Annotated in this window: 13 protein-coding genes; 3 read left to right on the top strand and 10 right to left on the bottom strand. The window is 60.3% G+C overall.

Features of this window, described 5'->3' with window-relative positions:
* The 10 genes from tssI (BVK86_RS28565) to tssB all read right to left on the bottom strand — a co-directional run.
* Positions 1 to 957 (bottom strand): type VI secretion system tip protein TssI/VgrG (gene tssI, locus BVK86_RS28565; protein ID WP_139315816.1); only part of this gene is annotated, 957 nt, incomplete at its 3' end.
* An 80-nt stretch (positions 958 to 1,037) separates the two neighbouring features.
* Positions 1,038 to 1,550: an Hcp family type VI secretion system effector gene (locus BVK86_RS28570; protein ID WP_075949571.1), complete on the bottom strand. Its 513-nt coding sequence runs from the start codon at positions 1,548 to 1,550 to the stop codon at positions 1,038 to 1,040.
* A 106-nt stretch (positions 1,551 to 1,656) separates the two neighbouring features.
* A complete protein-coding gene (gene icmH / locus BVK86_RS28575; protein WP_075949572.1) occupies positions 1,657 to 2,463 on the bottom strand; it encodes a type IVB secretion system protein IcmH/DotU in 807 nt (268 codons plus the stop codon).
* Positions 2,456 to 3,802 (bottom strand): type VI secretion system baseplate subunit TssK, encoded by a 1,347-nt coding sequence (tssK, locus tag BVK86_RS28580; RefSeq protein WP_075949573.1) that lies wholly within the window; start codon positions 3,800 to 3,802, stop codon positions 2,456 to 2,458. Before tssK ends, icmH begins: the two co-directional genes overlap by 8 nt.
* Positions 3,803 to 3,839: 37 nt before the next feature.
* A complete protein-coding gene (gene tssJ, locus BVK86_RS28585) occupies positions 3,840 to 5,189 on the bottom strand; it encodes a type VI secretion system lipoprotein TssJ (protein WP_075949574.1) in 1,350 nt (449 codons plus the stop codon).
* Entirely contained in the window at positions 5,186 to 6,208 is a 1,023-nt protein-coding gene (gene tssG / locus BVK86_RS28590; RefSeq protein WP_075949575.1) for a type VI secretion system baseplate subunit TssG, read from the bottom strand. Before tssG ends, tssJ begins: the two co-directional genes overlap by 4 nt.
* Positions 6,172 to 7,938 (bottom strand): type VI secretion system baseplate subunit TssF, encoded by a 1,767-nt coding sequence (gene tssF / locus BVK86_RS28595; RefSeq protein ID WP_075949576.1) that lies wholly within the window; start codon positions 7,936 to 7,938, stop codon positions 6,172 to 6,174. Before tssF ends, tssG begins: the two co-directional genes overlap by 37 nt.
* A 7-nt stretch (positions 7,939 to 7,945) precedes the next feature.
* A complete protein-coding gene (gene tssE / locus BVK86_RS28600; RefSeq protein WP_075949577.1) occupies positions 7,946 to 8,359 on the bottom strand; it encodes a type VI secretion system baseplate subunit TssE in 414 nt (137 codons plus the stop codon).
* Positions 8,360 to 9,832 (bottom strand): type VI secretion system contractile sheath large subunit, encoded by a 1,473-nt coding sequence (gene tssC, locus BVK86_RS28605; protein WP_075949578.1) that lies wholly within the window; start codon positions 9,830 to 9,832, stop codon positions 8,360 to 8,362. It lies immediately after the preceding gene.
* Between the two features lie 37 nt (positions 9,833 to 9,869).
* A complete protein-coding gene (gene tssB / locus BVK86_RS28610; RefSeq protein WP_075949579.1) occupies positions 9,870 to 10,373 on the bottom strand; it encodes a type VI secretion system contractile sheath small subunit in 504 nt (167 codons plus the stop codon).
* Between the two features lie 382 nt (positions 10,374 to 10,755).
* Between tssB and vasI the strand changes: the two genes are divergently transcribed.
* The 3 genes from vasI to tssI (BVK86_RS28625) form a co-directional block, all read left to right on the top strand.
* Positions 10,756 to 11,370 carry a type VI secretion system-associated protein VasI gene (vasI, locus tag BVK86_RS28615; protein ID WP_167371526.1) on the top strand — a complete coding sequence of 205 codons (615 nt, stop codon included), beginning with the start codon at positions 10,756 to 10,758 and terminating at the stop codon, positions 11,368 to 11,370.
* Positions 11,358 to 12,776 (top strand): type VI secretion system protein TssA, encoded by a 1,419-nt coding sequence (tssA, locus tag BVK86_RS28620; protein WP_075949581.1) that lies wholly within the window; start codon positions 11,358 to 11,360, stop codon positions 12,774 to 12,776. Before vasI ends, tssA begins: the two co-directional genes overlap by 13 nt.
* A gap of 5 nt (positions 12,777 to 12,781) precedes the next feature.
* On the top strand, positions 12,782 to 13,738 hold a 957-nt coding region (tssI, locus tag BVK86_RS28625; protein ID WP_139315817.1), incomplete at its 3' end, for a type VI secretion system tip protein TssI/VgrG.

A 13,738-nucleotide genomic window follows, 5' to 3' on the forward strand; every position in this document is an offset into this window, starting at 1 on the left:
GCGGTCGTTGAAGTCTTCACGGGGATGATCGTTGAGGTCGAACGCCAACCCCGGTTGCAGGCGTTCATCGTCACCTTCCACATGGGCCAGCTTGGCGTCGTTGCGCAGGGCGGCCAGGCGCGTCTTGGTAAAGGGCTTACCGGCAATATCGCGCTTGTAGCGGCCGGGGTAGTCGTAGCGTTCGTAATCCTTGTGCTGGTTGTTCAGGTCCTGGTCGCCGGTGGCGGTGTGCTGCTGGTTGTAGCGCGGGTGGGTGAAGGTGTAGTCGCGTTGTACTTGTACGGCGGTGCGCACTTGCTCGGTGTAGTGGAAGCGGCTCAGTGCTGGCTCCGTGGCGTCGCCTCCGGCTATAGGCTGGTAGATCACCGGGCAATCGGTGTGGGTGCCGATGGTGCCCAGGCCGCTGACGCGGTCGGTGAGGACGAGGGTGTGGCCGTCGTCGCGGTGCTCGAAGGTGTAGAGCAGGCCTTCTTCGGCGGCGAGGCGGGCGATGAAGTCGAGGTCGGTTTCGCCGGCCTGAACGCAGTATTCGCGAGGTTGGTGCTCGAAGCAGATTTCGCTGCGGATGTCGGTCAGATTTTGCTCGGTGAGCACACTGGTGATGATGTCGGGCACGGTCTGGGCCTGGAAGATGCGCCAGTTGGAGCGCAGGTTGAAACGCGCCAATGTCGGCTCGACCACGGCGGTGTAGCGGGTGCGGCGAAAGCCGGTGTCGCCCTGTTGGAACAGGCTGACCAAACCGTGAACGTAGCGCACCGGGGTGTCGTCGCGCCAAATAGTGAATACCGCAGCCAGGTCGAGCATGCGGTAAAAATCGATGGCGGGATGGTGACTGATCAGCTCCAGCTCAAGTTTGAAGGGCTGAGACAGACCTTCTTCGAGGGTGAACGAAACCACTTCGAAGGGATCGCCCCGCAGCGGTTCGAAGGTGTAGCGCAGGTCGCTTTGACGGGGCATGAAACCTCCATGTGATAAATACAAGTCAGTGAACATTCCGCCGTGCAGCGACCTGTACGGCGGAACGTGTCGGTTGGCGATTAAGCCGGTTTACGCCAGTCGTCCGAGGCTTCGGTACCGGCCACCACATGGCTCCAACTGACCTTGCGATAAGCCAGACTGGTCTTGATCAACTGGGTGTAGTTGGCGTTTTCGCTGTCCTGAGCGTGGGGCAGCACGGTGTGGATCTCGACGACAGTGGCGTCTTCGAGCTTGGTGGTGAAGAAGTGCTCCTGCTTGCCATCCCCCGAAGTGCGGAACCATTTGACCTCGACGGTCGGCAGCATTTCGCCGGTGGCCAGGGCCTGGTAGAGCATGGGTGAGGCTTTGCTCAGGGCACTGGTGAAGATCAGCGGTTTATGCACGCGTTGACCGGAAGGCTGGCCACTTTGCGGGTCGGTAGGCGTGGTGATCTGATGGTCGATTTCCTGGGCGAGGATTTCGTCTTCGTGGCCTTCCACATAGACGTTGCCCACCGAGTCAGCAGTGAATGCGCCCTTGGTGATATGGCCCTGGTTTTTGCCGTGGATGCTGATATACGCGGGTGTTGGCATGACAAGCTCCTTGTCGCGATCAAGTGAACGACCCCATTAGGTCGAAGGTTATGGCCGATACGGCCATGGCTTTGCAGGCGCTCGGGATGAGCACGCTGAAAATCGGTTACAGGTGAAGCACCCGCTCCAGCGACACCAGCACCTGCTGGGTGATGGTGTTCAGGCGGATCGTGTAGATCATGTAGGCGACCGTCAGCACGACGGCGGTCAGGGCCCACGGCGTCCACAATGGCCATGCGCGCTTGATCCGGTAATTGCGCGGCGCAACGTTGGCCAAGGGGTCGGTCAGGTGCTTGGGTGTTTCGCCGCGCAAAGGACGCAACAGGGCGTGCAGCTGGGTGATGATCTTCTGTATTTCGTCATCGCCCTTGGTATGGGCGCCGTATTTGCCCTTGAGGCCGGAGATCAGGCACTGGTACATGAACTCCAGCACATGCTGGTACCGGGCGGCTTCGGGAATCATGTTGCTCATGACGGTGAAGAATTTTTCGCCGCCCTGGGTTTCCCCATGGAACTGGCTGAGCAACGAGCGGGCGCTCCAACTGGAGAGCCTGCCCCAGGTGGTGCTCATGACCACCTCGTCCAACAACAGGCACAGGCTGTAGGAGTAGGCCTTAAGCATGCCGGCGTCGTAGTCGAGCTGGCTGACCTCTTCCATGATCGTGGTGATCTGGTTGCTGACGCTCAAGTACAGCGCGGGCACGTCATCGTGCTTGTCCAGACGGCGTAGGCGGATTACCAGACCGATCAGCGGCGTGGCGGCATCGCAAAGGGGGTTCCAGGCCAGGCCGCGCATGTCGAATTCAGGATCAGCCAAGTGTGTTTGGCTGTTGACAGTGATCGTTTCGCCGGCAAAGTCGATGGCGCCGGAGACTTCCTCGTGGTGCCATGAATCTGGTGTGACCTTAGTCATCTCTCTCACTCCTGATCGCCCAGAACTGCAACTCCAGTTCCGGGAGTTCACCGGCGATATGGAAGCCGAACCCGCTACCGCTGCTCAGGCCTTGCCACGCTGGGTGATGGCGGTCTAGTTCGAAGTAGCTGAAGCCGGCATGGAACGGCAGGTGCCGCGGCGCCACCGGCAGCGGCAGCAGTGGGATGCCCGGCAGTTGCAGGCTGACCAGTTGTTCCAGACCTTCGGTGGAGCTGATCTTGACCTGTTTGGGCAGTTGCTGGCGCAGGGTCTCAGCGGGCAGTTCGGCGCGCACGGCGAGGATGAATTCGGCGTTGTCCAGCAGGCGCTTGTCATTCAATGCGGCGCTGCGTATGCCGTATTGCTGCACGACAATCGGCAGCGACACCGCACGCGGTTGCAGCACGGTGCCCAAGGCGCGGCGCAGGGTGTGTTCCAGCAGTTGGAAGGACTCGCGCAGGTTGTCGTGCTGGTAGGCCGGGTATTCCTGGGGCAAATGGCCTTCGTCGGTAAAAGTCACCAGCTCGCCGCAAGCCTGGGCCAGTGCGATGTAAAACCGCTCCGGGTGAACCTGGCGCTGGCGGGCCAGGTGTTGGAACAACGGGAACAAGCGGTTGAGGGTTTGCAGCAGGTTGAAGTCGGTAACATCCGCCACCCCCGATTGCCCCGGTGAGCCGATGCGTTGGGCCAGGTTCTTGGCGCGTTCGCGCATCAACCCGGCCACTTCACCCAGGTAGCGATGCAACGCCGGCACCGCTTGCAGGGACAGGCTGGTGGGGTAGAAGTGTTCATCCATCACCAGGCTGCCATCCGGGCGTTTGTCTTTGATCCTGCCGATGGCGATGCCGGTGAAGGCGCTGCGGTCGCTGCTTTCGAGCACCAGTTGCAGGTTGGGCACGGCCAGGTCCATGCCGACCTGATCGCCATCACCGCTGTGGGTGTCGCGGATTTCCTCGCGGCGGGCGATGTAGCGGCTGTTGCCGTACTGGTCGGGCCAGCGCACTTCGAGAGCGCCGTTGGAGCGCAACGGCAGGGCCAGGTAGACGATCTGGCCGACCGCGCTGCTGTCAGCGATCTCCAGCGGGGAGGGCGGTGCCAGATCATGAGGAATGTCGAATACGCTGCCATCGGGCATGATTCCGCGTGCCCGGGTGATGGCGATTTTGCCGAAGCTCAGGTATTCGTCGTTCAACGCCAGCTCGCTGAAGCCATAGAGCGCGTCGTTCAGGCTGTGCAGGCGCTGATGCACGGAAGCTTCGGCGGCGCGGGCCTGTTGCTGGAAGTGCTGGGGTTTGACGAACAAACCTTCATGCCAGATGACGGGGTTGCGTGAACTCATCGGTGATTACTCGGGGCAAAAGCGGCTGAAAAAGGCGTCATCGGGTTTCTTCTTTGAGGCTGACCTGGGCGGCGTCCAACTGCACCAGCACGGCGTACTGGCGGCCCTTGGGCTCGACGCGCAGGCGCTGTTTCCACTGGCCGACATCGGTGTTGTGGTAGTTGGCAATCACCGCGATAAAGCGGGTGTCTTCATCCAGGGCGCGCAGTTCGATGAACTTGAATTGGCCTGGGTTGAGCAGGTAGTCGTCGGCGCGGATGTAGGTGCTGCCCAGGGTCTTTTTCAGGTCTTCAGCCATGGCCTGGGGGCTGGCGTTGAACAGCAGTGAGTCGTCGGTCAACTGCAAGACTTTGAGGGCGATGGGCGTGGCAACATGCGCCAGTGCCGGATTTCCCCATGGAGTGGTCAGGCTCACACCCTGAGCGTCGTAGTCACCCAGCAGGGCGTCTTCGATGGGCGACATCGGCACGACGGTTGCTGGCTCCTCGCTCAATGGCGACTGGGCCGGCACGCTTTCGTAAAGGTGACTGAGCAGGGTTTGTACTTTGTCCGTCAGGGCTTGCGGGCTGGTTGCCTGCACGTTGAGGGTGTAGGGCGAACGGCTCGCGTCTTCATCCGGGGCAGTGCCGGTGCTGATCAGTCGTGGGTTGACGTCGTCGCTGGCGTGCAGGCTCAGGGAGTAGCGGCTAGGCTGGTCGTCGGGGCCGCCGACCGGGATTGACGGGGTCCAGATCACCTGGCCGATCTTGCCGAGCATGGTGCAGCCGCCCAAGGTCAGACAGGCCAACAGCAAGGTGCCCAGGCGCAGATTACTGAACAGAGTGCTGGGACGTTTTGCAACCGTTGGACGAGCTTCAGGCGGCTGTTTTGGGAGTGGCGCTGCTTCCAGTACTCGCAGCGGGTCGCCTTGCTCCGTCAAATCCACGGGTTGGCAGAGGCGTTCGAACTCCGCGCAAATAGCAGGCCGCGGATCGGGCAGGGGAGCACTCGGCAGATCCTCCAAGTGCCAGGCTTGCATGCCTTCCGGCTGCCCGCTGAACAACTCATTCAGCGAACGCTGCCCTGGGGCATGCTCACCCAACTGCACCGCGACCCGATACGCACCAATCTGCAAAACGTCGCCATCGTTGAGGCTCACCGCCACATTGCGACCCAACGGTAAATCATGACCATTGGCGTAGGTGCGGCCACTGCGGTCGATCACACAGAAGCACCCCTCGACGACTCTGATTTCACAGTGATTGGGTTGCACGCTGTTGTGGCGATCTTCCAGGCGCCAGTCCGCCGCGGCACTGCCGATGCTGCCGCCCTGTGGGCCAAACCGATGAAGGGGCAAATACCCGTGCAACAACTGGGCGGGATTGTTGATGACCAGCGTCAACTTCATGCGCGCCCCCGAATCCGCACCACGGCGGGATGACGTTGTTCCTGATGTTCGATGAAACTGGTCCAGCCCAAATGGGTGCCGCTGTCGCGTAAGAGGTTGAAGGGCGGCACATCCTCTTCGCGCAGCCCCAATTCCAGGTCGTAAGCAGTGACGTCGCGCAGTAGAAAATCTATTAACTGGCGCAACCGTCCGAACTGCTCGCCGCTGGGCAAAAACTGCCGAAAGCGTGCCTGGGTCAAATTGGGAATCACCAGCGTGAACTTGCTGGCGCGGGTCTTGCTGCGGTCACCCACCACAAAATCGCTGCCCAAGGTACCGTTGGCCTTACCCAACGCCATGCGCTGGCGCTGCGGTAAACTCACCGACCGCACCTCTAATTCACGGATGTACACGCCGTGCAGATCGAAACAATGCTCGACAATGCCAGACACCACCGAGGGCGAACGACTGCGGCTGGCAATCAACCCGGCAAAACTCAGCAGGCGCCCCCATGGCAGCGGCGTTGCGCCACGCAGGTCGTTGTCATTCAGGCCAATCATGGAAAACACATAACGCGAAAAGCGGTCGCTGGCTTCAGCCTGAAAGCGAATGTAGTAGCGGTACTTACGCCAACTGTGATGCAACAGGCTCAGCAAGCGATGATTGAAAAAATCCATGAACGCCGGGCGAATCCCGCGCTCCTGGGCCTGCTCGTAAGCCAGGCGATCCAGGTAATAACCGGGCAGCGGCGAGTCGGTGCCGTGCAGGCCAAAGAAGCTGGTCTGCAAGCGATAACGCACTTCTTCGCGATCCTCCTCAATGCGTGCCGCCGCGACGATGTCGGAGGCCGGAAAGCCCAATCCCGCATGGCTTTGCAAGCGCACACGACGGCGCGCCGCGAAAGCCAAGGGCCGGGCTTCCAGGTCATCGCCGTGCAAGGCGTGCAAATGCTCCAGCAAACGGTGAAACGAATAGTTCCGCGCGTCGGCCAGCAGCACATCGGCTAGATCACGGGTTGTCTGCCGGTCAACAGTGGCCATTCATAACGCTCTTTGTTGGTGGTGTTGATCACTTCCAGGCGATGGAAGGAATTGATGCTCGCGTACAGCGCGAAGAAGTGCGAAAGCACGCTGGCGAACAGGTACAACTCGCCCTCGCAGAGAAAGGCGTTCTGGTCTAGTTGCAAACGGGTTTGCAGGCCGCGCACCGGCTGGCCTTTCATCAGCCAGTCGATGGGCGTGGTCACGGCCTCGCGGATGCCGTTGAGGCGTTTGCGGGTGGCACGGGCCTGTTGCAGATCGTGCAAGGCGGCAAAGTCATAGGCGCGGATCACCGCCTTGAGCGGCTCGGCCGACAGCAGCGACAGGTAGTTCAGCGACAGGTTGGAAATCAGCGTCCAGTGCAGGCTGCTGTCAAGCACCGGCCGGTAGCTTCGTGTCGGTGCGATCAGATTGGTGTAGGTGGCAAACGACGGCGTGACTTCGGTGGACAGCGATACATCCCCTACGCCCAGCAACTGCGGTAGATCACGATTGCTGCAGGTCAACTCGATGGACGCTGCTTCATGGTCACCGATGTACAGGCTTTCATCGCCGCGCACGAAAGCGATGCGATGACGCAAGCCCTCGCGGCCATGGGACTCTTCAATATGCGTACGGAAATACAGTGCCGTGCGGCCTCGCGCATGTTCGATCTCATGCTGGAACGATTCGAATGGAGTAAAGTGCCGCAACGGATCGCCCTTGCGCTCCTTGTCGGCAGCATCCCAACCGGTCACCTTGTCGATGCTGAATATCTCGTAGGCTTCGTGGCGGTTGCCGCTTGGGCTGATACGCCGCTGCAGGCTGCGCCCGTCCAGCGCGATAGGGTTGGCATCATGGCGGAACAGGTTGACTGCCGGCGCGCAGTACAGGTGCAGGTCGCTGGTGCGCAGACGAATATCGGGCGGCATGGGCCGGCTGAACAGGAATTCGAAACGCAGGCTGGTGGCGCTGACTTCTGGCCAGACACGCGCCAGCTGGGTCAGGCTGAAAAAGTGAAAGCGCTGCGGGAACACAAAATATTCCTGCAGGATTCGGTAGCCATCGAACACATTGCGCGGGTAGGGCAGAAGGGCTTCGTCGGCAGTGAAACCGGGAAAGGCAATGGCCTTGGCTGACAGGCGATAGCTTTGCTTCTCGATGTGCAGCGTGACGCTGTCCAGGTAATGGGCGAGCCACAGGTACAGCGTCATGGCGGTTACGTTATCGCCACCCAGATAAAAATCCAGCTGATCGCAGGCCATGCTGGTAAGCGGCTGTTCCGTCAGCACCTTGAGGTCGATGCGCATCACCGAGGCCTCGCGGCTGTGGGCGTCGCTGACTTCCTGCAAGGCCAGCGGGTACAAGTTGACGTCGGTGCTGGTGCGAAACTGGCAGGAGATGCCATCTACCTGTTTGGCAAACAACGGCGTGCCCTTGGGAATCAACTGGCGCTGACTGATCGCATTGACCAATGGTGTAAAACGGATGATGGTCGCACTGGGCAACGGCCGCAGGTAGTTGGGCCAGAGCATCTGCAACAGCGAATGGGTCAGCTCCGGCAAATCGTCGTCGATCTTCATCCCCAGCTTGGCGGTGAGAAAGGCAAAGCCCTCCAGCAACCGCTCCACGTCCGGGTCGCCGGCCTGATCGCCGAGAAATTGCGCCAGTTGCGGGTTGTCCTCGGCAAACTCACGGCCGAGTTCGCGCAGATAGCGCAACTCTTCGGCAAAGCGTTGTTTCAAGTCCATCGCATCCTCATCTCACGCGGGTGTAGCCGTCGCGGCCGTGCATGGCCACCTCGATCTGCACCTGTTCTTCCTTGTGGTTGACCTGCACCTGGCAATCCAGGCGAAAGTTCAGCTCCAGCGGCAGGTCCGGGTCTGGCTGATAACGCACGCCCGTGACCTTGATACGCGGTTCAAACGCTTCCACCGAGCGCCGGATATCGGCGCTGATGGCCACTACCAGATCGCTGCTGGCCTGGGTGACGCCGTTGAAGTCGCGCAGGCCCAGTTCAGGGCTGCTTTGCGAGCAGCCCTGGCGTGAGTTGAGCACTTGCTCCAGGTGGCGCTTGATCGCCTCGACGCGCTGGCGCGCCTGTTCATCGACGTTGCCTGGGCGGTAGCGCGGTGCGTCGGGTTCCAGGCGTTCGAACAGGCTGGCGGCCACTTATTCGGTGTCCAGCCGACCGACCAGCGAGATCTCGAAGTTGGCGCCCATGTACTTGAAGTGCGGGCGTACTGCTAACGACACCTGGTACCAGCCCGGATCGCCGGCAACGTCCTGTACGACGATTTGCGCGGCACGCAAGGGGCGGCGGCTGCGTACATCGGAGGAAGGGTTCTCCTGGTCGGCGATGTACTGCTTGAGCCAGGTGTTCAGCTCGCGCTCCAGATCCTGTCGCTCCTTCCAGCTGCCGATCTGTTCGCGTTGCAGCACTTTGATGTAGTGGGCAAGACGGTTGACGATAAACAGGTACGGCAACTGGGTGCCGAGCTTGTAGTTGGTCTGGGCTTCCTGGCCTTCGCGGGTCTTGGGGAAGTTTTTCGGTTTTTGCACCGAATTCGCCGAGAAGAACGCCGCGTTGTCGCTGTCTTTACGCATGGTCAGCGGGATGAACCCGGCTTCAGCCAGCTCGAACTCCTTGCGATCGGAAATCAGTACTTCGGTAGGAATCTTGGCCTGCAACTGGCCGAGGGACTCGTACAAATGCACCGGCAAATCATCCACCGCGCCACCGGATTGCGGGCCAATGATGTTCGGACACCAGCGGTAGCGGGCGAAGCTGTCGGTGATCCGCGAAGCCATCAGGAACGCGGTGTTGCCCCACAGGTAACTGTCGTGGTTGCCGTCAACGGTTTCGTCATAGCCGAAGCTGCGGGTAGAGTTGTCGTCAGTGCTGTACGGCGTGCGCAGCAGGAAACGCGGCAGGGTCAGGGCCAGATGGCGGGCATCTTCGGATTCACGCAGGCTGCGCCATTTGGTGTGGCGTGGGCCGTCAAAAATGTCGCTGATTTCCTTGAGGTCGGGCAGGCTTTGGAAACCTTCCAGATTGAACAATTCTGGGCCAGCCGCCGAGACAAACGGTGCATGGGACATGGCACCGATGGAGGCCACATAGCTGAGCAACTTGATGTCTGGAGAACTGGGGCCAAAGGTGTAGTTGCCGACGATGGCGCCAACGGGCTCACCACCAAACTGGCCGTAGCCGGCGGTGTAGACGTGCTTATACAAACCGCTGCGGGTGATGTCGCCGGCATTGTCGAAGTCGTCCAGTAGCTCTTCTTTGGTGACATGCAGCATTTCCAGCTTGATGTTCTCGCGAAAATCCGTGCGGTCCACCAGCAGTTTCAGGCCGCGCCACGACGACTCCAGTTGCTGGAACTGGGGCTGATGCAGGATCACGTCCATCTGTTTGCTCAGGGCGCGATCAATCTCGGCAATCATCTGGTCAACCCGGTGTTTGTTGACCGGCTGCTGATGATCGCCGCTTTGCAGGATCTCACTGATGAACGCAGCCACGCCTTGGCGAGCTACCGCGTAGCCTTCCTGAGACGGGCGCATGGTGGTGTTGGCCAGCAGTTGATCAAGCAGCGACGTCTGTTCGTCAGTCACCAACACTTGGGCGGCGGCGCTTTCCATAGGCATGGGGAGTACTCCGTTGATAAGGGCGTTCAAGTCAGTTGTTGGGCGCGTCGAGCACCAGGTTCAGTTCGCTGGCCAGGCGTTGACGGGTGGTTTCATCGGTCAGCAGGTTTTGCAGGTGTTTGCGAAAGGTCGGGACATTGCCCATCGGGCCTTTGAGCGCAACCAAGGTTTCTCGAAGTTCCAGTAACTTATTCAATTCCGGCACTTGGCGGGCGACCGCGTCGGGGCCGAAGTCATTGATGTTTTTGAATTGAAGTTGCACGTTCAAGTCGGTGTCTTGATCATTGTTCAAAACAGACGGGACCGCCATGTCCAAGGTAACTTCGGCTTTGGTTAGTACTTCATTGAAAGTGTCTTTATCTATTCGAACGGACTGCCGGTCTTCAAGGGCGGTCAGTTCGCCGTGGCCTTTGAAGTCGCCAGTAATCAACAGTTTCAGGGGCAGCTCTATTTCTGCTTGTTGATCGCCCGTAGCCGGGACGTACTTGATGTTGATGCGTTCTTTGGGGGCGACAGAACCCTGAACTTTCGACATGGGAACATCCTTTTCATGAGGTCGGCGTATTAGAACCAGCTGTTGCAAAGTTTGTCTTGTAGGACGATGTGGACGCTATTCGTGGGTATCGGATGTAGGAAAAAGTCATCGCGATAAATGCTTCTAAATTTCCTACATCTACTGTGGATGTATCTGAAGGATTCCTCTTTTTATTCATGTTTTATCCAGTCTTGCTCGTCTTTTACTTGCCTATCAATTGAGCGCAGGTGAAGCTTTGCAAGTTAACTAATTTAACTTTCGGTCTAAGCCACGTTAGTTTCAAAGTTGAAAAGTATCAGGTCTGGATTTTGACGAGGCATATCAGGAGGCGTTGATGCGCAACGGATGGCGAGGATGGAAATGGGGGCTCTGCTTGACGGCTATGGTCGTAATGGAGGCGCAGGCAGCGACACAGGATTGCCCGGCCATCGTCTCGCCCCTAAAGCGCCTGGAATGTTTTGATCTGGCTGCCGGCACGCCCATTCATCAGCCACCTGCGTCGCCACGCGCCTTGGGTCGGGTGCTGCCGATTGTCGATCTGGTCCAACGCAATGAGGTCAAGCGCCCCCCCGAGGATCAGCGTTTCCTGTTGTCGTCGTTCCCTGAGCCGGACAACGACCAGCAACAGCGGCTGGTGATCTCAGCGCCGGCGTTGGGCGCGCTACCGCCTCGGCCTTACCTGGCCATCAGTTGCGAATCGAAAATCTCGCGCCTGCAACTGGTGCTGGATGAGCCGGCGAAGCCCAACAAGATACGCATCCGACTTTTCAAGGATGAGCGTCCGGTGTCCGAGGCCTATCAATGGCAGGTGCTGGACGACGCCGGTCTGGTGGTGGATGCCGGGCGCGGGCTGCAGGCCATTGCCTTGTTGCGCAATATGGGTGGCGGACAGCGTCTGCGGCTGGAAAGCGACTACCCCCGGCTGCACGGCCTGGTATTCGACGCTCAAGGGCTGGGCGAGCTGATCGAACAGGAGCGCCAAGTATGTCGTTGGTAATCGATGTGCCGGCGGACACCGTCAAACTGCTGCTGACACCCATCGATCCCGAGCAACCTGCCGGGCATTTCGATGTGGAGGACGAAACCTACCAGGCCATCGACCAGGAAATGGTCAAGCTCGGCGGCCTGCGTGAAGGCGACATCGACTGGCCGTATATCGACGAAGCCTCCCGCCAATACCTGGCCACCCAATGCAAGCACTGGCGCATCCTCGGTCATCTGCAAGTGGTGTGGCTGCGCACCCGGCAATGGGAGCGCTGGGCGGATGCCCTGGGTTTGGTGGCCGGTATGGTCGAATTGTATTGGGACAGTGCCTACCCGAAGCCCGGCCCGACGGGCTATCTGAACAAGCGTAAACAGGTGCAGCGCCTTTTGGAGAACCTGGGGCAGGTGTTGCCGTCCCTGGACCGCACTAGCTTTACCCCGACTTACCAAGCGGCTGCGGAGTTGGCTCTGGCTAACCTGAAACGATGCGTGGAAGACGCCAAGCTCGATCCTGCCCCGTTGGAGGCATTGCATCGACAGTTGGGCAAATTCAGCGAGCCGGTTGTTGCGACTGATCCCCCTCGTGCAGTCACCTCTAGCAGCCTTCTGGATTCAGCGTTTTTCACCAGCCTAAAAGCGCAGGCGCCGGGCAACGAGCGCGAACAACGCCGCGCCGTGTTGAACATGGCGGAGCAGATCAACCAGCAAGACCCCTACGACCCCACCGGCTACCAACTACGCCGCTTCGGCCTGTGGTCGCACCTACGCACTGCGCCTCCCATCACCCGCGACCGTCGCACTGAATTGACCGCCGTACCCATGGATATCGTGAATGGCTACCAGGACGCGCTGAACCACAACGCCACTGACCCGAGTCTGCTGCTGCGCCTCGAAAAAAGCGTGTGCGCCTCGCCGTACTGGCTGCGCGGCAGTTACCTGGCTGCCCAGGTCGCCGCGCGCCTGGCGATGGAAGAAGTGGCCGCTGCTATCCGCCAGACCTGCGAGCGTTTCGTCTGCCGCCTGCCCGCGCTGTTGGAGCTGTGCTTCAGCGACGGCACGCCGTTCGTTGATACGCAGACCCAGGCCTGGATCACCGGAGCCGATCAAGCGCAAACCACCGGCAGCCCGGTACAGGAGTACGCCGGCCTGCGCGACGAATTGGCCAACCAGCTCAAGACCGAAGGCGTGGAAGTGGTGCTGCTGCGCCTGCAAGAACTGCACGCCACCCATGACGCCCCGCGCCAGCGCTGCTACGCCACAGTGATTGCCGCCGACTTGCTGGCATCGCGTGGCCTGTCATGGCTGGCGGACGATCTGTACGCCAGCGTTGCGCGGCTGATGCGTGATACCACGGCGCAGCGCTGGGAGCCGGAGTTGTATCAGAGGGTCGCTGCCGTTATCAGTGAGAGTAAGGATTAGCCATAATGCCCCGCCAAAGCGACCTGCGTTACACCTTCGAACCGCTGCGGGGCGATCCCTTCGAAGTGGTTTCGTTCACGCTTGAAGAAGGCCTGTCCCGGCCCTTCAAACTCGAACTGGAACTGACCAGCCACAACGCCGCTATCGACTTCAATCAGGTGCTCGATCTGGCGGGGCTATTCACCCTCTGGCGTGGCGAGACTCCGGTACGTTACGTCCACGGTCTGGTCAGCCTGTTCACGCAGGGCGACACCGGCTTTCGCCGCACCCGCTACACCGCCGTGATCGAACCGACCCTGGCCCGCTTCGGCCTGCGCTCCAACTGGCGCATCTTCCAGGCCCAGACCGTGCCCGACATCATCACCAGCGTGCTCGCCGAGCATCAACTGACCGACATCCGCAGCGAAATCTGCTTCGAGCACCAACCTCGCGAATACTGCGTACAGGCCGGCGAAACCGACCTCGACTTCATCGCCCGCCTCGCCGCCGAAGAAGGCCTGCTCTACACCTTCGAACACCGCGCCGACGGCCACACCCTCGTCCTCACCGACCGCGTCGGTGGCCTGGGCACCATCGGCACCCACACCGATTGTCCGGTGATCTACCAGCCGATGGCCGGTGGCGATGCCACGGAACCGGCGTTGAACCGCTTCCACTACACCGAACAAGTGCGCACCGCCGTGCAAGTGCAGCGCGATTACACTTTCACCCACCCGCGCTACAACCAGCAGCACACCGCCACCGGCGACCAGGACCTGAACAACCAGCACAAGGACTATGAACGCTACGACTACCCCGGCCGTTACAAGCGCGATATTGCCGGTAAGCCCTTTACCAAAACCCGTCTGACCGCCCTGCGCAACGATGCCAAGCTGGCCCATCTGGAAGGCGACGATGCGCGCCTGCAACCGGGATTGGCCTTTGACCTCAACGATCATCCTCGTGAGGACTTCAACGACCGT

This window comes from Pseudomonas reinekei (assembly GCF_001945365.1).
GTDB lineage: Bacteria > Pseudomonadota > Gammaproteobacteria > Pseudomonadales > Pseudomonadaceae > Aquipseudomonas > Aquipseudomonas reinekei.